Annotated in this window: 13 protein-coding genes and 7 pseudogenes; 10 read left to right on the plus strand and 10 right to left on the minus strand. The window is 71.8% G+C overall.

The features are described 5' to 3' along the window. The first annotated feature begins 1,566 nt into the window (after window positions 1-1,566). Both RBJ77_RS21765 and RBJ77_RS21770 read left to right on the plus strand, forming a co-directional pair. Window positions 1,567-3,018, plus strand: a complete 1,452-nt coding sequence (locus tag RBJ77_RS21765; protein ID WP_372346563.1) for a hypothetical protein — start codon at window positions 1,567-1,569, stop codon at window positions 3,016-3,018. Between the two features lie 692 nt (window positions 3,019-3,710). Further along, window positions 3,711-3,842 (plus strand): LuxR C-terminal-related transcriptional regulator, encoded by a 132-nt coding sequence (locus RBJ77_RS21770; protein ID WP_372346582.1) that lies wholly within the window; start codon window positions 3,711-3,713, stop codon window positions 3,840-3,842. 69 nt (window positions 3,843-3,911) lie between these two features. Here RBJ77_RS21770 and RBJ77_RS21775 read toward each other — a convergent pair whose 3' ends face one another. Beyond that, window positions 3,912-4,253 (minus strand): hypothetical protein, encoded by a 342-nt coding sequence (locus RBJ77_RS21775; RefSeq protein ID WP_372346564.1) that lies wholly within the window; start codon window positions 4,251-4,253, stop codon window positions 3,912-3,914. A 1,565-nt stretch (window positions 4,254-5,818) separates the two neighbouring features. Beyond that, window positions 5,819-6,364, minus strand: a complete 546-nt coding sequence (locus RBJ77_RS21780) for a hypothetical protein (RefSeq protein ID WP_372346565.1) — start codon at window positions 6,362-6,364, stop codon at window positions 5,819-5,821. A gap of 502 nt (window positions 6,365-6,866) precedes the next feature. Here RBJ77_RS21780 and RBJ77_RS21785 point away from each other — a divergent pair. The 3 genes and pseudogenes from RBJ77_RS21785 to RBJ77_RS21795 all read left to right on the plus strand — a co-directional run bounded on the left by RBJ77_RS21785 (window position 6,867) and on the right by RBJ77_RS21795 (window position 8,259). Beyond that, window positions 6,867-7,433 (plus strand): CHASE3 domain-containing protein, encoded by a 567-nt coding sequence (locus tag RBJ77_RS21785; protein ID WP_372346566.1) that lies wholly within the window; start codon window positions 6,867-6,869, stop codon window positions 7,431-7,433. Window positions 7,434-7,517: 84 nt separating this feature from the next. Next, a pseudogene (locus RBJ77_RS21790) lies at window positions 7,518-7,796 on the plus strand (HAMP domain-containing protein); the annotation flags it as partial. A 106-nt stretch (window positions 7,797-7,902) separates the two neighbouring features. Continuing rightward, window positions 7,903-8,259 carry a sensor histidine kinase gene (locus RBJ77_RS21795; RefSeq protein WP_372346567.1) on the plus strand — a complete coding sequence of 119 codons (357 nt, stop codon included), beginning with the start codon at window positions 7,903-7,905 and terminating at the stop codon, window positions 8,257-8,259. Window positions 8,260-8,321: 62 nt separating this feature from the next. Here RBJ77_RS21795 and RBJ77_RS21800 read toward each other — a convergent pair. The 3 pseudogenes from RBJ77_RS21800 to RBJ77_RS21810 all read right to left on the minus strand — a co-directional run bounded on the left by RBJ77_RS21800 (window position 8,322) and on the right by RBJ77_RS21810 (window position 10,026). Then, a pseudogene (locus RBJ77_RS21800) lies at window positions 8,322-8,688 on the minus strand (winged helix-turn-helix transcriptional regulator). Between the two features lie 123 nt (window positions 8,689-8,811). After that, window positions 8,812-9,467: pseudogene (locus RBJ77_RS21805) on the minus strand (GPP34 family phosphoprotein). 128 nt (window positions 9,468-9,595) lie between these two features. Then, window positions 9,596-10,026: pseudogene (locus tag RBJ77_RS21810) on the minus strand (hypothetical protein). A gap of 152 nt (window positions 10,027-10,178) precedes the next feature. On the opposite strand from RBJ77_RS21810, the pseudogene RBJ77_RS21815 reads away from it, so the two are divergent. Together RBJ77_RS21815 and RBJ77_RS21820 are read left to right on the plus strand one after the other, a co-directional pair. After that, window positions 10,179-10,442, plus strand: a pseudogene (locus RBJ77_RS21815) (ABATE domain-containing protein); the annotation flags it as partial. Between the two features lie 10 nt (window positions 10,443-10,452). Next, complete coding sequence (locus RBJ77_RS21820) at window positions 10,453-10,719, plus strand: CGNR zinc finger domain-containing protein (protein WP_372346568.1); 267 nt, start codon at window positions 10,453-10,455, stop codon at window positions 10,717-10,719. An 882-nt stretch (window positions 10,720-11,601) separates the two neighbouring features. Here RBJ77_RS21820 and RBJ77_RS21825 read toward each other — a convergent pair. From RBJ77_RS21825 to RBJ77_RS21835, 3 genes and pseudogenes are all read right to left on the minus strand, one after another. Continuing rightward, window positions 11,602-11,856, minus strand: a complete 255-nt coding sequence (locus RBJ77_RS21825) for a hypothetical protein (RefSeq protein WP_372346569.1) — start codon at window positions 11,854-11,856, stop codon at window positions 11,602-11,604. Between the two features lie 1,148 nt (window positions 11,857-13,004). After that, window positions 13,005-14,030, minus strand: a pseudogene (locus RBJ77_RS21830) (YdcF family protein). A 50-nt stretch (window positions 14,031-14,080) separates the two neighbouring features. Then, window positions 14,081-14,737 carry an SDR family NAD(P)-dependent oxidoreductase gene (locus RBJ77_RS21835; protein WP_372346570.1) on the minus strand — a complete coding sequence of 219 codons (657 nt, stop codon included), beginning with the start codon at window positions 14,735-14,737 and terminating at the stop codon, window positions 14,081-14,083. Between the two features lie 292 nt (window positions 14,738-15,029). Here RBJ77_RS21835 and RBJ77_RS21840 point away from each other — a divergent pair. After that, window positions 15,030-15,776, plus strand: a pseudogene (locus RBJ77_RS21840) (TetR/AcrR family transcriptional regulator). A 370-nt stretch (window positions 15,777-16,146) separates the two neighbouring features. Here the strand turns inward: RBJ77_RS21840 and RBJ77_RS21845 are convergent. After that, window positions 16,147-16,566 (minus strand): hypothetical protein, encoded by a 420-nt coding sequence (locus RBJ77_RS21845; protein ID WP_372346571.1) that lies wholly within the window; start codon window positions 16,564-16,566, stop codon window positions 16,147-16,149. 516 nt (window positions 16,567-17,082) lie between these two features. Between RBJ77_RS21845 and RBJ77_RS21850 the strand changes: the two genes are divergently transcribed. Further along, window positions 17,083-17,703, plus strand: a complete 621-nt coding sequence (locus RBJ77_RS21850) for an SDR family oxidoreductase (protein WP_372346572.1) — start codon at window positions 17,083-17,085, stop codon at window positions 17,701-17,703. 103 nt (window positions 17,704-17,806) lie between these two features. Here RBJ77_RS21850 and RBJ77_RS21855 read toward each other — a convergent pair whose 3' ends face one another. Further along, the gene (locus RBJ77_RS21855) at window positions 17,807-18,133 is read right to left on the minus strand and encodes a MarR family transcriptional regulator (protein ID WP_372346573.1); all 327 of its coding nucleotides are present in this window, start codon (window positions 18,131-18,133) and stop codon (window positions 17,807-17,809) included. A gap of 470 nt (window positions 18,134-18,603) precedes the next feature. Here RBJ77_RS21855 and RBJ77_RS21860 point away from each other — a divergent pair, with 470 nt between their 5' ends. Then, window positions 18,604-19,227, plus strand: a complete 624-nt coding sequence (locus RBJ77_RS21860) for an MBL fold metallo-hydrolase (RefSeq protein ID WP_372346583.1) — start codon at window positions 18,604-18,606, stop codon at window positions 19,225-19,227. Window positions 19,228-19,267: the final 40 nt, after the last annotated feature.

Raw genomic sequence — 19,267 nt, forward strand, 5'->3', positions numbered from 1 at the left:
CGGATGTCCGCGGTGAGTCGAAATGCTCCGTGAGACGGTCCACGAGGTCGTCGCAGCAGCGGGCGAGCACCTGCGCGTAGAGACCTTCCTCGGGATCCGAACGCCGCGTACAGACTGCCGCTTCCGATGCTCAGCCGCTCGGTCAGCCGGGGCACTGAGGTGGCGTTGTAGCCAGTGCTGCCGGGAAGAGGTGTGTGACCTGCTCCACCGCCAGCGCGGTCAGATCCACGAGGGCGCGCCATGGGTATGACCCTTTCCTCTGGTCCTCTGCGCATCGCGCGACGCGTGCGGCGGTCGGCTACTGCACGGTCGTGAGATCGCGCCGACGGCGCGCATGAGTACAACGACTGCAAGAATCCCGGCCGTCGGGAGAAGGGACCGAGGTGTGCCGTCCGCGCCCTGGACAGTGACCGAATACTTATCTGCGAGAGCCCGTCTCGTCGGCGTTCTGCGATTAGCCTCGACGCACCGACGAAACGTTCCGAGGGACGGACATGCAGCTGCATCTGAGGTATCTGCCGGAGCCGGACAGCGCGTCCCGGCTGGCGGCCGACGTCGTCGCGACCGCCTCCGACATCAGCGGCGCGGACCTGGGACTATAGCCCGGCCAGCATCGAACTGATGGAGGAGATCGTCGACGGATTCCGCAGCGACGGAGCCACCGGCGTCCCGAGATGGCCGAATTTCTGGTCGCCTTCGGCTGCTACGTCGGCGAGATCCTGGTCCGGCACCGTGGCGGTACCTGGCGGCACCCCCGGCCCCACGCACCAGGCCGTAAAATCCCCTCGTCGTGGAACTGCCCGACGGACGCCGCTGCCGGCCGGTCGACTGGTCTTCCACCGGCTGGAGGACGGACCGGCCGTCAGCATCCTCGCCCTCTACGCGGCGGCCGACGGCGGCACTACCGGAGCAGAGCGCCCGCCCCGGCCGCGGCCGCCCCTGACGGCCTCCGAGCCGACCGTCGGCAGCCCTGCGTGAATGTTAAAGTTCCGCCGGTCCTTCGCCGGCGTGCGACCTCCACACACGGAGGCCGGGACACGTGTGACCGGCAGGCACATCTACGTGGGGGCGGACCCGGCGGGCCGGCGGGAGAGGACGACATGGGTGCGCACCCTGCGGTCCGGACGACGGCGTGCTGATCGGCCGTGAGCACGAACAGGAGCAGGTGCAGGACCTGCTCGCGGCGCTGCCCCACAAGGGCAGACTGCTGCACCCTGAGCGGCGCACCCGGGATCGGGAAGAGCGCCGTCCTGCGCTTCGCCGCACACGAGGCGACCCGGCAGGACATCGCGTCCTGTCGACGACCTGGGCCCCCGCCGAACGCCAGGTGCCGCACGCCGCGCTGCACCGTCTGCTGCACCCCCTGCTGCCCCACTCCCGGCGACCTGCCACCCCGCGAACGCGGCACGCTCGACGCCGCCTTCGGCGCGGACCCCGCCGCACCCGCCCCGCGGGATCTCGCGCAGGCCGCGCTGCGCCTGCTGACGTCCACCGTGGGGACCGCCCTCCTCCCGTGTCGACGACCTGGACCGCCTCGACGACGCCAGCCGCGACACCTTCCGCGCGATGACCCGCCTGTGCGGCGAGACCCAGCTGGGCATGATCGTCGCCGAGCGCGCCGCCCCCACGGACTGGCTGCCGCCGCACGCGCACACCACCGTCCTTGGGCCCCTTTCCGCCCCTGCAGGCCCGCGAACTCGTGCGGCGCCGCGGCCCGTCGGCCGCCCCTCGTGGGAGGCGGAGCTGGTCCTCGCCGTCGCCGGGGGGCAACCCCCTCGCGCTCACCGAACTGTCCCTGAGCGGCGGCGGCCTGGGAGAGGCGGCGGGGCTCGGCCTGCTCCCGGCGACTCCCGGCTGGCCGAGGCGTACGCCGACGACCTCGACGCGCTGACCGAGACGGGACACCGGGTGCTGTGCACCGCCGCGCTGAGCACCTCCCCGGCCGTCGAGGAGATCCTGGCCGCGAGCACGCGCCTGCTGGGCAGTGCCCGCGACGCGCGCGCGGGCCTGGCCGAGGCCGTCGCGCACGGCCTCGTCACCACGGACGACCACCACCCTGAGCTTCCCCAACCACTGCTCCGCGCCGCCGCGTTGCGGCGGGAACCCGCGGCACGGCGCATGGCCGCCCACGCGGCGCTCCGGCAGAGCGTCACGGACCCGGCGGGCGCCGCCTGGCACGCCGCCCACTGCGCGACCGGCGCCGACGAGGACATCGCCGTACGCCTGGAGTCACTGGCCGACCTGGAGTCACTGGCCGACGGGTCAGGGGCCCGGCACCGGTCCGCTGGCCGCCCTGGCCGCGCTGGAGTGCGCCGCCCGGCTGTCCCCGGACCCCGAGCGGCGGGCGACCCGGCTGCTGCGCGCCGCCGAACTGGCCTGCCACCACGGCCTGGCCGACCTCGGCCGCCAGTACGCGCGCGGCATCGACCCGGCCGAACTCGGCGATCTCGGCCGCGCCATGCTCCTGTGGCTGCACGACCTCGTGCCGGGCAACGTGCCCGGTGGGCCGCGAGCGGATCGGCCAGCTGTGCGCGGCGGCCCGGGCCGTGGCCGGCACCCACCCCGACCTCGCCCAGAAGCTGCTGCACACCGCCGCGGGCCGCTGCTGGTGGCAGCAGACCGACGCCACCGCACGCCAGTCGGTCGTGCGCACCCTCACGGACCTGCGGACCCCCGCCCTGGCGCAGCCGCGAACTCGTCACCCTCGCGCTGACCGACCCCCTCTCCATCAGCCACGTCCCCCTGCGGGTCACGGAGCCGGCCGGCCCCGACGAGTACCTCTTCCTCGGTCAGGTCGCCCATCTCACCGGTGACTTCGAACGCGCCGCGGAGCTCCTCGGCGACGCGGAGCGAGCCGCGCGCCGAAGGCCGCCGAGGACGGCTGCCGCATCCTCGAAGCCAGGGCCCTGGGCGAGATCTGGCTCGGTTCCCCGTGGGACACCGCGCACGCCCTGGCGACCGAGGCCCGGACGATCGGTGCCGGGCTCGGACACGGCAACTACGCCGCCAGGGCAGTAGGTGCGCAGGGCGTCATCGAGGCCCTCCAGGGCCGGCACGACAAGGCCCTGGAACGCGCCGTGTGGCGATCGAGAGGCCTCCCGCCACCTCGGCCAGGGCCAGCACCTCAACCTCGCCACCCTCACCCGCGTCCTGACCGCCTCCGGCACCGGACGCTACGCCGAGAGCCTACACACAGCTGCGCTCGTCGTTCACCGAACTGCTGACCCCGTACTCCTTCCAGCAGCTCTGGGGCCTGCCCTTCCTCGTCGAAGCCGCCCTGCCCGCGGGGGGAGACGGACGACGTCAAGGCGGTCGTCGAGCAGGTCGCGCACACCACCCGATCCGGGCGGGCACCCTTCCTGCGCAGAACCCTCGCGTACGCCGAGGCCGCGCTCGCCCCCGACGACGAGGCCGAGGCCCGCCACCAGGGCGGCCCCTCGACGGCGACGCCGGACGGTGGCCCCTGCTGCACGCCATGACCCAGCTGAGTTACGGGGCCTGGCTGCGGCGCCGACGCCGCGTGGTGGAGTCCCGAACCGCTCGGCACCGCCGAGACCCTCTTCCGTGCACTGGGCGCCACGTCCCGCGCGGAACGCGCGGCATCGGAGCTGCGGGCGGCCGGCGGCACGGACACCGCACCGGCGCAGGACACCGCGGCCCGCCTGCTCTCCCCCCAGCAGCTGACCATCGCCCGCCTCGCCGCCCGGGGACTGACGAACCGGGCCATCGGGAGCAGCTCCCACCTGTCGGCCCGCACCGTGGCCTCGCACCTCTACCAGATCTTTCCCAAGCTCGACGTCACCTCACGGGCGCAGCTCGCCACCCGGAAGGACCTGCGGTGACCCGCGGCCCCGGCCGGATCAGCCGGCAGAGCCGTCGCCGAGCACACCGGGCCAGCTGGGCCCGCGACGTCACGCCGAGCCGGGGAAAAGATCCGGTACAGGTACGCGCCGATCGTGCGGGGCGACAGGCCCAGCTCGGCGCCGATCTGACGGTTGACAGCCCACGCCCGGCGAGCCGGGCGATCCGCAGTTCCCTGCGAGCTGAGCAGGTCCGCCGCCGCGGCCCGGCCAGGACGCGTCCGGTGCGAGCGCGTCGGCCCGTTCCCCGAGGCCCGCAACTCCCGCGGTGATACGGGTGACCCGGGCCTCGGCACCCATCATCGTGAACGTGGCCGCCGCCTGGCGCAGCGTGACGCGGGAGTCGGTGAACTCGTACCGGCGGCGCAGCCGGCGCCCGTGGGCGAGCCGCAAGGCGGCCTCCAGGAAAGGGGCCGGTGGGACAGGTCCATGGCGAAGGCACCCGCGTACCGTGCCTCCGCGTCCTCGTCGTCGGCCAGGACGGCCTGGGCCACGGCGAGCTCCACCACCACGTGCGGCGCGGGCTCGGGGCCCAACTCCCGCTCCAGCAGACGGAGTCGGGCCCTGGCGGGGCTGCCGCCTGTACGGCGGCGGCCGCCTCCGCGAACGGGACCAGGGCGAACAGGACAGGGGGTGCAGCGTTCGGGGGGCGGACAGCAGGCGGGCGAGCGTGGCGTAACCGGCGGTGACGTCACCGCTCTCCACCTGCGCCCACCCGGTTCCGACGGCGACGATCTCGTCGATCGCGGACACCGAGGAGCGGGCGGCGTCCAGGTCCCGTGCTTCGGCCGGCAGCGGCACCGTACCGGTCCGCAGGCCCTGGGTGAGGCTTACGAGCAGGTGCGCCGCCGTGGTCTCGCTGCGCAGCCCCCGCTCGGTGCCGAGTGCCGCGCAGCGTCGGAACGCCGCCTCCCGCCTGCCCCCAGTCACCCGTGACCAGATGTGCCAGACCCTGCCGGAGCAGGGCCGCGGGCAGCCTGGTCGGGCAGCCGGTGGAAGTGGCAGCGGCGCTCGGCCTGCCGGTGCAGCTCCAGCGCCAGCAGGGGGTCAGCCGGCCCGCAGGGCCGCCTCGCCCAACCGCTCGAGATCGCGGACGGCAACGTTGTCAGCCCGTCCGGCGGCGGCCGCAGCCGCGAGATGAGCGTCCCCGCCCTGCGGACCGGCGCGGCCGTGGCCATGGCGTGCAGCAGCCGCGGATCGTGCGCGACCTGTGCCGGAAGGGCGCCGAGACGGGCGAGCAGCGCCGCGCGCGCTCCGGGTCGCCGGCGACGAGGGGCGCGGTCAACTGGGCCAGTTCAGGGCGTTCTCCACCTCGGACGCCCCTCGACGGGCGCAGGCCACGCGGCCGGGTCCGCCGCGCTCTCACCGCGCCCGGTGAGGGTCTGCGCGTACAGCAGACCGAGCGGTCCCAGGGGGTGCTCAGGGCGCGGCGCGCGAGCTCCCGGGCGGTACGCCGCCGGTCGGTGTCCTGAGCGAGCTGCGCGCTCCGCAGCAGGCAACGCCCCCGGTCCTCCGGCCTGCGGTACAGAACGGCCGCCCGCCGCAACAGCCGCAACGCGACGGCCGGTTCGTTCTGCCGCACCGCGAGCCGGTGCACGTCCTCCAGAGCGCCGCGCGAGATCCGCGTCCAGGACCCTCGACGGCTTGGGACAGGTGCCACAACTGCCGCGCCGACCCCTGCTTGAGCGTGTCGGCCAGCGCCGCGTGCGCGGCGCAGCGGCAACTCGGGCCGGTACCGTGCACCACCGCCCCGGCCAGAGCGGGATGGCTGAAGCGCATGCGCATGCCGTCGAAGGTGACCAGGCCCTGGCGTCCCGCGGGATTCCACGGCGGCGAAGTCCAGGACGCGCGCCCCCTCAGACGCGACGCCGCCGAGAGCAACAGGGAGATGTCCGCCGTCGGATGGAGCGCCGCGACCAGCAGCAGATCCCCGGTCTCGCGGGGCAGGGTGCCGGACATCAGGGGGCCATGGCGGACGACAGACGGCCGGACGAGGCGGGCAGGTGCGGAAAGAAGTCCTCGGTCCCTACGGGAAGTTCCAGGAGCGCGAGGGGATTGCCGGCCGCCGTCGCCATGAGGTCGCGCACGGTGTGCGGATCGGTTCCCGGACGGCGCATCGCCAGCAGTGCCGCGGACTCGGCCAGGGTCAGCGGACGCACTGGCACCTCCGGGAGACCTGTCAACGACGCCGAGCGCGCCCCATGGGTGAGCGCGGTCATCAGCACACCCACCGGGTGACCGGCGGTTCTACGGGCGACGAACGCGAGCACCTCGGCGCTGGCTTCGTCCAGAGCGTCCCAGTCGTCGACGGCGATCAGCACAGGCCGATCGGCGCCCGCCGACTCCAGAACCCGGAACACCGTGAAGGCAGCCGCGCCTCGGTCCTCACGGGCGGGAGCACCATCCACCAGCAACGTCTCCAGAGCCCGACGGTCCCCGGCCGGACAGTGCGGTAGCCGGGCATCGCTCAGAAGCGGCCACAGGATCTCCAGCAGGCCCGACATACCGGGCCGCACGCCGCTCCGGCTGCCCGCGCAGCGCGGCACCCTCCCGCATCCCGGCGGCCGCCGCCTCCTCGACACCGGCCGCCAGCAGTACCGACCTGCCCGACCCGGCGCCGCGCACGACACGTGTCGCACCGTGTGTCACGGCCTCCCGTACGAACACCCGCAGTTCCCGCAGCTCGGCCTCGCGGCCGACGAGCCCGTCCTGTGCGGCCGGTCCGCAGGGCCTCGGCGGGGGGCCTGCGGACGTGTGCGGACGCCCTGCTCCGCGGCGGCGAGGACGGAGACCTCGACCTGCGTGTTCATGGATGACCTCCGTTCCTGGAGCGCCGGCCAGCATGCCCTTCCCCATCCCAGCGGACGCGGGCGCGGGAACAGGCAGTTCGCATGCAGCTTGCCGCGCCTGCCGACTGCGTCCGTTCTGCCTGTGCTCCCGAACCGGCCCGGATACATTGTCCCGGCAGGGGCGGACTCGGGACATCACATGTAGGCGGGCATCAAGGTGCGTGGGTATCGGGGGCGGCAGCTGGGGCTGACCCGCCTGACCATCGTGGCGAGCAGTCTCTTCGCTCTGCTGATAGGTGTGGCGTTCACCGTCCTGCTGTGGGCGATCGCCGACGCGAACAGTTCCGTCTCGGCGCGCCGCGCGTCCCGGACGGCGCTGGTGAAGTCCGGGAGCATGGAGCAGATCGTCCTCGATCTCGAGACGGGCCAGCGCGGCTTCGTGATCACCGGGAAGAAGGACTTCCTGGAGCCGTGGACGGCGGCCCGCAAGGCCTTCCCGGCGGAGGCCCGACGGTTCACGGCGTCGGTGACGTCGCCGGAACAGCGGCGGATCGCCGCGGAGATCACCAAGGGCGTGCGGTCCTATCTGAACGACTACTCGGTCCCGCTCGTCGACGCGGTCCGCCGCGGGGACCGCGCGGCGTCCGGCGCGGCCGTGGCGGTGGAGGGGGCAAACGGCGGGTCGACGACCTGCGGGCGCAGTTCGACCAGTACATGGAGGCCGAGCGGGTCCAGCTGGCGGAGCGTACCGACGCCGCCGGCGCCAACAGCCGCCAGGCGGTGATCACGGCGGCCGTGGGTCTCGCGGCGTCGATCGGTCTGGTGGCCGTGGTCACGGTGCTCCAGCACCGGGCCGTGGTCGCGGCCGGTGCGCGGCGCGGCGGCGGCCGCCCAGCGGCTCGCGGGCGGCGACCTCGGCGTAGGGATACCCCCGAGCAACGTGGCTGAAGTCGGCGCGCTCGGCGAGTCCTTCAACTCCATGGCGGTGTCCTTGCAGGACAGTCGCCGCCGCATCATGGAAAGCGTCGAGGCCGTGCACCGGCGCACGGCCAGGGACCTCCACGACGGGGCGCAGCAGCGCCTGGTCAGCCTGATGATCGGCCTCCGCCTGGCGCGCGAGATGCTGCCCGCAACGGAGACGTCGGTGACCGAGCTCCTCGACCAGTCGATCACCAACGCGCAGACGGCGATCGACGAGTTGAGGGGAGCTCGCCTCCGGCATCTACCCGCTCGCGCTGACGGTGCGCGGCCTGGTGACGGCGGTGGAGGACCTGGCGTCCCGGTGCCCGGTGCCGGTCGTCGTCCACAGCACGTACGACCGCCGCATCTCGTCCGCCGTCGAGTCGAACGCGTACTTCATCGTGGCCGAGGCCGTGACGAACGCGGTGAAACACGCCGAGGCCTCCCGGATCGACATCTACCTCGACCTCACCGAGGTGTTGCGGATACGTGTGGTGGACGACGGCATCGGCGGCGTGGACACGGCGACACCGGGCAGCGGTCTCACCGGACTGACCGACCGGGTCGCGGCGTTCGACGGCAAATTGTCGATCGAGTCGCCGCCCGGCGCCGGCACGGCGGTCCTGGTCCAGATCCCGATGGGGGACTGACCTGGGCGGCCGTGCAACCGCCCGGCTCCCGCGCTCTGGGGAGGTCTGTCCCGCCGTTCCGGTCAGCAACCGGCGTGCGGCTCCTGCTTCTCCGGCAGGTGGGTCTCGGCCCAGGTCCCGAGCTCGGCGAGGGCCGGTTCCAGGGCGCTTCCCGCCCGCGTCAACCGGTACGACACCCGCAGCGGGGGCCCCGCGTCGACGCGTCGCGCTCGACGAGGCCGGCGGAGCCCAGTTCGGTGAGCCGGTCGGAGAGCATCCGCTCACTGATCCCCGGCACCGCCCGGCGCAGATCCACGAAGTAGGCGGGCCCGCCGGTCAGCACGGCCAGGATCGGGCCGGTCCAGCGCTGCCGAGCAGCTGGAACACCCGGGTGATGGCGGAGCTGACCTGCCTGCAACCGGCGTCGTCGTGCTGCTGATCGACCGTCATACGGTGAGGATACTTTCCTGTGCTGTACGGACGATCACGGGGAGAAACATGTGTCCCGCTCCACCGTGCCGGCGGGACCGGGCCGCACACCGCGCGGTCCGGTCCAGGAGCCTCCGTCGGTGTTCAGAACCCGCGCCACACGTTGTCGAAGGCGGCGTTCTCGACCGAGCGCCGCTGACGTACGGCCTCCAGCTCCATCACGGCGTTCCCCACGGCGGCCAGGACCGTCACGGTCGCGTCGTCGTCGAGGTCATGGCCTGCATCCACGTCCTGCCCACGTCCTGCCCGTCTCCCCGCCCTCGTCGTCGCCCCCGTCGTCCGCCCGGTCGCGCAGGCCGACGGCGGCGGCGAGGGCCGCGAGCACGGGTTCGCCCGAGGCGTGGCGTTCCTCGGCCCGGCGGACGGCGGGGGAGTCCACGAGTTCCACCCGCTCCTGCCTCGACAGGGAGTCGGCTGCCGCGGGTGCGGTTCACCAGCCCGGCCCGCTCCAACTCGTCCGTGTAGGCCGCGGACAGCTCGCGTCCGCGGCGCCACAGCCAGTCCTCGACCGACTCGTACGGTTCCTGCCGGACGACGGTGGCGGCGGCCTCGTCCAGCAGCCGGTCGCCGGCCGCCGATCCGGTACCGGGCACCAGACGTTCGCCGTCCAGGCCGATGACCTGCGCCTCAGCGAGGTCGAGCACCTCGGCTCCGGCGAGCGCGAGCGACAGATCGCCCTGTCCCACTTCGCGGTCGGAGGCCGACAAGGCGATGATCGCCAGATCCTGTGCGGTGCTCATACGTGTCTCCATGTCGATCGGCCGAGTCCGGGGCGGTTGTCCCGACGCTCACCCGGGCCGTCGTTCCGGGGTGTGTTCAGGGTGCCACGCGGAGGCACGTGACGTCGGCCAAGAGGGTGCCGGGACCGTCAGGCGGCAGCCTTCAGCGGGCCGGAGAAGGACTTGCGCAGGGACGAAGGAGCGACGAGGGGGGAGCAGGAGGCGAGCATCTTCCCCTTTGAAGTCGCTGGGAAAGCGCGCGTGAGTTCGACGTCGACGCGCGTGCCGTCGCCTTCGGGCGTGAGGTCGAAGACCCAGCCGCCGCCCGCCCCGAAGAGCTTCGAGTCCAGGGTGGTGACGGTGACCTTGGAATCGGTCCACGTGTACCGGGGCCCGTTCCCAGGCGGCGCTCGTCCCCTCGGTCACCTCGGCCGAGTTCTCGCCGAGCTCATGGACCGTGAAGTGGTCGGCGTCGATGGTCGGCCAGGCCTCCGCGCGGCCGGGGGCCGAAGTCGGTGAGCGTGGCCAGGGCCTGCGCGGGAGACAGGGAGGAGATGAGGTGGAAGCGGACGACGGCCATGGGAGCCCCTTGCATCAGAAAAAGTAACCGGCTGGAACGGTTACTAAGATTCCACGTCCCGCGTCACCCGTCAAGACGGTTCAAGTCCACAAATGGGCCGGTGGCGGGGGTTGCGTTCTCGTGAGTCACTTGTCAGTATGGTTACGTGAATCATGCATTCCCCTGCGGGACGCTCCCGCTCGACTTCGTCGGCACGCTGCGCGCGCCGCAACGAAGAACCGACAGAGAAGCTCGCCACCCCCGAGCTGCTCGACGACTGGTTCGTCGAGTCCAAGATGCTCGACCTGGCGCCCGGCGCGAGCGAGGTCGACCTCGCCATCGCCATCGACCTGCGCGAATCCATCTACGATCCGGTCGCCGCCCGTCTGGACGGCAAGCCGCTGCCCACCGACGCGGTCGCCGAACTGAACCTGCAGGGCGTCCGGCATGCCGGTGACGCTGCGACTCGGCCCCGACGGCGCGACCCGCACCGGCACGGTCTCCCAGGGCCTCGCGGCGCTGGCACGCGAGGCCGTCGAGATCCTCGGCGGCGACGACGGAGCGCTGCTGCGCGAGTGCTCCCGCCCCGAGTGCACCCAGGTCTACCTCGACCGCTCGCGCGGCCACCGCCGCGAGTGGTGCGCCATGAAGACCTGCGGGAACCGGGTCAAGGCCGCCGCGTACCGAGCGCGCCAGCACGCCGCCCAGGACTGACCCCGGGCCGGCCCCGCCCCGGCCATCGAGCGCCTCGTGGCGGGCGCTGGACGTGATGCCCCCGGTCGACGACCCGGCCGTGGGGCGGGGCGCCGCATACGGAGCCGCGCGTACGTGCGCGGCCACGGCGACAAGTGCTGTCCCCCTGCCCGGGCCCCCGTGAGCCGTGAGCCCCGGCGGCCTCCCCGCGTCACCGACAGCACTCCGATCCGGAACAACACCGGACGGACGCGTGAGCCAATCCGCAGAAGCAGAGACACATGCAGGCGGATCCCTATGGCGCGACTCCGATCACGAAGCGCTCACCAGGCAGGATGGCGAAGGGCTGCGAACGAGCACGCAGTCACACGTATGTCAGATACCTAACCCGCCTGAGACACCTGCACTCGATGTAAGGTGACTCGTAAGGTGTCCGGCCGGAGCAGGCCCGAAGAGGTATGTGCGATGTATGCGGCCCGGCCGGACGGAACCACCCCTTCTTCAGAACAGGCACAGCCATGACGCTGACCACCACTCCGTTCGGCAAGCACGCCACAGCGGCGGAGGTACTCGACGGAGTCGATCTGAGCGGACGCCGGTTCGTCGTCACCGGTGGCTCCTCCGGGCCTGGGCGTCCGAGACGGTCCGGGCGCTGGCCGGTGCCGGCGCCCAGGTGACCATCGCGACGCGTGACCCCGCTGCCGCCAAGCCGCTGCTGACGAAGTTCCCCGACACCCGGGCCGTCGCCCTCGACCCGCCGACCTGGCCTCGGTCCACGCGCTTCTGCCAGGCATGGAGCGGTCCCTGGACGGCCTCGTCGCCAACGCAGGCGTGATGATGCTCCCCGACCCGGCAGACCACCGCCCAGGGCTGGGAGGCGCAGCTCGCCACCAACTACCTCGGTCACTTCGCCCTGGCCGTCGGCCTGCGCGCCGCGCTGGCGGAGGCCGACAGGCCGCGCGTGGTCGTGCTCAGCCCGGCGCGCAGCTCCGGGCCGGATTCGACTTCGACGACCCGCAGTTCGATCGCCGCCCCTACGACCCGTTCGTCGCCTACGCCCAGTCGAAGACCGCCGACGTGCTGCTCGCCGTCGGGATCAGCCGCCGGTGGGCCGAGCTCGGCATCACCGCCAACGCCTGCGCGCCGGGCTGGATCCACACCAACCTGACCCGGCACATCGACCCGGCGACCATGCGGGCCTCGGCGCCATGGACGAGGACGGCAACCTGCTCACCCCGGACTACTACAAGACCTCGGCCCAGGGTGCGGCCACCACGGTGCTGCTGGCCGCTTCGCCCCCTCCTCGAAGGGGCTGACCGGGCGCTACTTCGAGGACAACCAGGAGTCGCCGGTCGTCGAGGGCGGCGCCGAGGTGATGGCCGGTGTCGCCAGGTGGTCGGTCGACCCGCCGCCGCGGGACCGGCTGTGGATCTCGCGCTCCCCGAGGTGCGCTGACCCCGGCACCCGCACAACCATCGACCACGCACAAGAAGAGGAATGAGATGAAGGACAACCGGCGACACCCCGAGTTCCTCCTGGTGCACGGCGCCCGGCACGGCTCGTGGGCCTGGCGCGAGCTCCAGGACGTCTGGCCGGCCGCGGCTGGACCAGCCACACGGTCGACCTGCCGAGCGTGGTCGCCGAGGGCGCCGTAGGGGAAGTTGCCCGGTCTGCTCGACGACGCCCGGGTGGTCCGCGAGAAGATCGACGCCGTCCAGGCCCCGTTGATCGTGGTCGGACACCCTACGGCGGCGCTCCGGTCACCGAGGGCCACCACGGCGGCCGCCAACGTCTCCACCTCGTGTACGTGTCGGCTTTCGCGCTGGACGAGGGGGAGAGCCTGATGACGTGCTTCGGCGGCGAACAGCCGGACCCTCGCCGCGGTGGAGGGGACCATCCCGGTCAGGGACGACCCGAAGCAGACGCTCCACAACGACGTGCCCCGGGCGCCCGGGACGCCGCTCTGGCCCGACTGCTGCCGCAGAGCGCGCTCTCCTTCGCCGAACCGGTGAGCCGGGCCGGCTGGAAGACGCTGCCCAGCAGCTACGTGCTCTGCGACGACGACCGCAGTCTCCTCCGTCCTACCAGGAGCCGTTCGCCCTGCGGGCCGGCACCACGTACCACCCGCCCAGTGGTCACACCCCGCTGCTCTCCATGCCGGACAAGCTCGCCGACATCCTTGAGGAGACGCCTCCGGCGTCACGGCCGAGGCTGCGCTGAGTACGTCGCCGCAGGTGAATGCCGCCGGACGCTGAGCAGGGCGTGCGTGGCGCGTGCGTGTGGCGTGTGGCGTGTGGTGCGTGAGCTCAGATGTGGTCCGTGGGCGGCCAGCCCCACCACCAGAGGAACAGGCCGCCCAGCAGGACGACGAGGAGGATGGCCGCGTTGGAGGCGGCGGTAGTGCACGACGAGGGCGATGAACTCACGGATGACGGCGCTCGGCCAGAAGTACGACGCCGTCGGCGCTCCCACGACGTGGCCCCGCACACCCACCCGTCTCGCGGTGATGGCGGCGCGGAACGCGTGGTAGTTGCTCGTGACGATCACACGCGCGCTGCGGGTTTCTTCGTGTGCATCAGGGCCTGGCTGAACGTCAGGTTCTCCTCCGTGGTCGTGGAGCGGTCCTCGCGTTCGATGAGGTCGGCAGGAAAGCCGCGCTCGACGAGGTAGGAAGCCATCGCGTGGGACTCCGGCAGTTCCTCGTCGGGTCCCTGCCCGCCGGAGACGATGAGCACGGGCCGCCGCCCGCGACGCGACAGCCGCGTGTTCCTTGCGTCCCTTCTCCAGGCGGCTGGCCAGGAGCGGAGGCACGGTACTGCCGCCGATCGGCCCGGAGCCGAGGACGACGACGAAGTCGCCTCTGCGCCAGAAGACCAGCCGCTGGTAGAGAGCGGCGTAGAAGAGGAAACACACGAACAGGGAAGGCGACATAGCCGGCCAGGACGACGGCGGTCCCCGCGACGACGGCCAGGGTCCGCGAGTGCAGGACCAGCGCCGCGACCAGCAGGGCGAGCAGCACGGTCAGCGCGAGCCCGACCCTCAAGGACACCAGGTTCGCGAGGTTCCTGCCCTCCTTGCGGACCATGGTGACGCCGTTGAGCGAGCAGAAACCCCGCCAGGACGACAACAGCGACAGCAGCCGTCACCAGGAGGCCGAACGCGATGTCACCGCTCAAACCAGGCTTGATGGATCCGAGTTGGAGCAGAGCGGCCACCACGGCGAAGACGACGGTCAGCCCCAGAAAGACCGCGTTGCTGAGCCTGCGGTGCTCCCGTACCACCCCCACACAGAACCCGACGAGGCACAGTGCGGACGGCAGGTAGAGCAACATGCCGCACATGCTAGGGGGTTTCGGCATGCGGCCCTCTCGCCCGATCTGGGCTATGCCGCCCAGCTGTCCTCCAACAGGGACTGGAAGGTGGTGGCCTGACGGCCGGTCAGTTCTGCCAGGGTCGGGTCGACGGCGGTGAACTCTCCGTTTCGTGCTGCCGCGAAGACGCTCACCAGCAGGTCGGCGACGGGGGCGGGAGCGCCGTGCTCCAGAGTCTGCTCGCGGAAGGCATCGTCGGAGACGACGGTGCGGGTGAAGGGGCGCCCGTGACCTGGGCGGCGATCTCGGCGACGGTGTCGAAGTCGAGGGCCGCCGGGCCGGTGAGTGGCGGGGTGGGTCCTTCGAAACGCCCCTGGTCGGTGAGGACGGCCGCGGCGGCCAGGGCGAGGTCGTCGTGTCCGGTCCAGGCGACGGGTCCCGTCGGCGGGCAGGGCGATGTCGCCGGTGCGGCGGGCGGAATCCAAGTGCAGGGCGCTGGCCGCGTAGAAGCCGTTGCGCAACGAGGTCCAAGGCAGGCCGCTGGCGCGCAGCAGGTCCTCGGTCCGGGCGTGGTCCCGGCAGGGCGTGGAACAGGGAGTCGTGGGCGGCGCCCATCTGGCTGGTGTGAGACGATGCGGCCGACTCCCTGCCTTGACGGCGGCGTCGATCGCGGCGCGGTGGCCGGCGACGCATTCCTCGCCCGCACGGTCGAGAGAGACGAGCAGCACCTGCTCGGCGCCGTCGAAGGCGTGCGCGAGGGAGGCGGGGTCGTCGAGTCGCCCTGCCGGACGCGGATGCCGCGGTCGGCGAGGTCCTGGGCCTTGCGGGGGTCGCGGACGCTGACGCCGATGCGCTCGGCGGGGAGGCGTTCCAGGAGGTGTTCGACGGTGCGACGGCCGAGCTTTCCGGTGGCTCCGGTCACGATGATCACAGGGTTCTCCCCACATGGTTTCCAGTGGAATCACTTCAACGATAACACTGGAACTATCATCGGAATCAGAATCCCGATATCATCGATACATGCCGAGCCGTGACACCACTGACAACAGCCCTCGTCGGCGCATCATCGAGGCGGCCGTCGAGCTGCTGGAGAGCGGCGGTCCCGAGCGCGGTGAGCACCCGCGCGGTCGCCGCCGCGGCGGAATGCAGCCGCCGGCCATCCACCGCCACTTCGGCGACAAGGACGGCCTGCTGGGGCGGTCGCCGAGGCACGGCTACACGCAGTTCCTCGAGGACAAGAGGGCCCAGCTCGACCTCACGCCGGCGGACCCGGTGCAGGAGCTGCGCCACGGCTGGGACATGGTGGTGGAGTTCGGTGTCTCGCATCGCGAACTGTTCGCCGTGATGAACAGATCCACCAGCTCAGGAACAGACGCGGCACACCGCGCGGGCCTGGAGATCCTCCATGGCCGAGTACGCCGCCTGGCGGCTGCGGGATACATGCGCGTGGATGAAGAGCTGGCCGCCCAGATTATCCAGGCCACCGGCCAGGCAGTCACCACCTGGCACTCGACGCAGATCGCCGCGACCCGATGCTGCTGACCGTCATGCGCGAGGCCATGATCACCGCTGTCACCCGGGCCGAGCCGACGGTCCCCGCCGAGGAGTCCGGCCCCGCGCCGGCGGCCCGCGCGCTGCGTGCGGCCCTGCCCGACAAAGCCGACGTCCTCAGTGACGCCGAGCAGGCCCTGCTCCACAGAGTGGCTCACCCGCCTCGCGGCGGACGCCGGAGACGCCACGGGCCTGATACTCCGTCAGCACCCCTGATGCAGACGGAAGATCGCGAGGAGATCGTCCGCGGAGTCGTGGTCGCCGGAGAGAAGGACACTGACTGCAGCGATCGGGCGCACGGGACTGTCTGTCGCGGACGTGTGACGGTGATGGCGCCGCACTAGATCTCACGGGCCGAACTGCGCCCGGGCGCGCCGCGAGTCAATTCCGGCCCTCGGGCGTGGGCGAGGACCGCCAGCGCGGTGTCGGCAACGCTCCGCACGGTCTCCGGGTTCAGTCCGGCCTTGCCGACCGCCTCGATGCCGCGGACGACGGTCAGCAGCAGTGCCGCCAGCCGCTCCGGATCGGCGGAGCTGTCGATGTCGCCATGGCGGCGGGGCGGCGCTGATCTCCGTCCGCAGCAGGTTCATCCAGCGCGGCCCATGGTCTCGGCCGGCCGCCCGGCGAGCGGTCGGATCGAGCTGGGAAGCCGGTTCGGCCCGCGCCCTTGGCCAGCAGACACCCCGCGGCGCTCGGTGTCGGGAGGCGGTGGTGTTCTCCTGCCATGAGGTGCACGTATCCCGACAGCCGGGCCCAGGGCCTCCGAGTCCAGGCCGCCCGCCAGCCGCTCTTCGGCCACCTCGGCGACGGCGGTGCACCAGTCGTCGAGCACGCGGTGGAACAGCTTGCGCTTGTCGCCGAGCGCGCCGTACAGGCTGCCCTTGCGAGCCGGTGACCTGGGCGATGTCGTCCATCGGGTTCCTGCGTAGCCGGTCGCCCCGAACTGTTCCCGCGCCTGCTCGGACTCGGCGTTCGTCGAATGCGCGTGGTCTCCGCGTGGCCTCACCGTACCCATTCTTGACTCGATCGTCCATTACTGCCTACGTTGTGGACGATCGGTCCCACTCAACTGAAGGGGTCCGCCATGCATAGGCGATGCTGCAGGACAAAGGTTGCCGTGATCGCCGGAGGACCAGCGGGATCAGGCCAGCCATCGCCCACCGCTTCAGTCCAGGGAGGGCGCGCGGGTCTTCGTGACCGGCCGGGACGTCGACCGCCTCGAAGCCGCAGTGAAGGAGTTTGGGTCCTGCGGCCACGGGCGTACAGCGCCGGCAAAGTCACCGGCCCTGACCGGCCTGGACGCGCTCTACACGCGAGTCCACGAAAGAGCCCGGACGCATCGACGTGTTGGTGGCCAACGCGGGAGTCGTCGCGGACGCCGCGCTCGGCGCCCACGCCGAGGCGAACGTGGACCTGACGCTCGCCGTCAGCATCAAGAGCCCACTGTTCGCCGTTCAAAAGGCGCTCCCGCTTCCTGTCCGGAGAACGCGTCCCATCCTGGTCATCGGCTCCGAGCAACAGCGTGCGGCCCAACGAACAACTCGAGGTCTACGGCGCCTCGAAGGCGGCGCTGGTAGCGGCCTCGTGCGCAACTGGGCCCGGGCAGTCGCGCGAGCGCCGGTTCCGGGTCAACGTGCTCCAGCCCGGGACCCACACGGACCCCCGGACTGCTGGGCGTCGCAGGCGCGGAGGCCGACCGTTTCGCCGAGGCCACCGTGCCGCTGGGGCGACTGGCCGACGCCGAGAAATCGCCGAGGCCGCCCTGTTCCTGGCCTCGGACGCCTCGTCGTTCGTCACCGGAGCCGAACTCTTCGCGGACGGCGGCTACGCGAGCCTGAACGACGGCCGGAAAGTTCCATCTGCCGGTCGACGTCGTCGCCGGGGTGACGGCGAGGGCGGGCGATCGTGGGGTGTGCGTGTGAGGTCGCCTCGCGTCGGTGCAACTGGCTCCGGCGGCGCGCGCTGCGTGCGGCCTGCCCGACAAAGCCGACGTCCTCCCGGCAGGCGAGCGGCTGTGCGAGGCTCGAGGCCGGGAGCGTGGCGCCTCTTTCGATTGCGTCGGCGACGATCTCCGCGACGGTCCCGGACGAAGACCGTCCCGAAAGGCAGGAAAGAGGGATCAGGCGGTCAGGATGCTTTCTGAGGCTGGTTGGCGGTCTTCTCCAGCAGGCTCTGCAGGGGTGTGCTGCTGGGCGGGGGTGAGCGCGGCCAGCGGCGAGGTCCTGGGCGAGCAGGTCAGGAGCTGCTCACGCGGCGTGGGTGCCTTCTGCGGTGAGCACGAGGTGCTTGGCGCGCGCCGGTCGGTCGGGTGGTGGCGTTCGACCAGGCCCTGTTTCTCGAGCTTTGTCGATGACGAACGTGGCGTTGGAGGGTTCGCAGCTCATGCGCTCGGCGAGCTCGCGCATCGTCATCGCGGTCATCTCCCGCAGCGCGGTCGCGACCGCGGTCAGGCCCAGAGTGCCGGCCCGCCGGCGTACGTGATCGGAGATCTGCTGGGCCAGCCCGTCCCACCAGGCCGCACAGTTCTCGCTCGGCGACGGCCTGCGCCTGCGAGGGAGGTGGGGAGGGGTCATGCTCCCCACTCTAGCAAGTTCATCAAGTCTGAATAATGAAAGCTTGAATGATTCAAGCTTGATGCTTATGGTTGCCGGTCGCCGCCCCGCGCGTACAGCGACGATCTACGCATACGACGGACGAGGAGATGCCACCATGCCGAACTCGCTGGTCGACCAAGACGAGCGACTGCGACGCCCAGCGGAACTCTCGCTCGACATGGCTGAGGTGCCACGAAGGTCTCCTTCGTACCGGACGAGGCCGTACAAGGCCGGCCGAGCGCCTGGCTGCCCGACAGCACCGACGACTTCTGGGCGGCTCACCCGCAATATCTGGACGACACCGGGCGCGGTGGCCAGCCTCGGCGGCCTCCTGGTGGAGCACGGCGACCGCGCGCTGCTGATCGACACCGGGTTCGGACCCCTAAGCGCTGCCGGCCGACCCGGGGACACCGAACGGCTCCATATACGGCGGCGGGCTCCTGAACGGCCTGGCGGAACTCGGCCGAAGCCCGGAACAGATCGAAGCGGTCGCCTTCAGCCACCTGCACCCCGACCACCTCGGCTGGGCCGTACACCCGGTCCCCGGCACCGGTGCGCGCGCCCTTCGCGCACGCCGACCACCTGGTGGCAGAACCGGAATGGGCCCGGTACGCGCAGCCGGAGACCGACGGCACGCCCGACGAGGCCATCGCCGCGCTCGCGCCCCACGTCCGCACGATGACCGACGGGCAGTACATCTTCCCCGGCGTGCAGGTCCGATCACCGCCGGCCACACCGAGGGACACGCGGAGTTCGTCATCACCGGAGGCGGACGACGCCTCATCGCCTTCGGCGACTCATGCATTCACCGGTCCAGGCCGACCACCCCGGAGTGGTCCTGCGTCTACGACCATGACCCGGCCCGGTCCGCCGGTCACCGCCACCGCCTGGTCGCCGAGTTGGAAGAACCCGACACGATCGGATTCGGCATCCACTTCGCCGACGTGGTCTTCGGACACGTCCGCCGCGACGGCAAGGCCCCGCCTGGCGCCCCCTGGAGACCACGGACGCCGGGCACGACCAGCCACGGTGACGACCGAATCCCTCGGCCCAGGGCGTGTGGCGAACCCTGAAGGACCGATCTCGGCTGTTCGACCAGGCCGGGAGCCGGAA

This window comes from Streptomyces sp. KL116D (assembly GCF_030766975.1).
In the GTDB taxonomy this organism is placed as follows: Bacteria; Actinomycetota; Actinomycetes; order Streptomycetales; family Streptomycetaceae; genus Streptomyces; species Streptomyces longispororuber_A.

Coding starts and splice junctions, on each gene's coding strand:
- RBJ77_RS21855 (WP_372346573.1), bottom strand. CDS start 18,133: ATGACCCCTCCCCACCTCCCTCGCAGGCGCAGGCCGTCGCCGAGCGAG.
- RBJ77_RS21820 (WP_372346568.1), top strand. CDS start 10,453: ATGCCGGTGACGCTGCGACTCGGCCCCGACGGCGCGACCCGCACCGGC.
- RBJ77_RS21765 (WP_372346563.1), top strand. CDS start 1,567: ATGACCCGCCTGTGCGGCGAGACCCAGCTGGGCATGATCGTCGCCGAG.
- RBJ77_RS21780 (WP_372346565.1), bottom strand. CDS start 6,364: ATGTCGGGCCTGCTGGAGATCCTGTGGCCGCTTCTGAGCGATGCCCGG.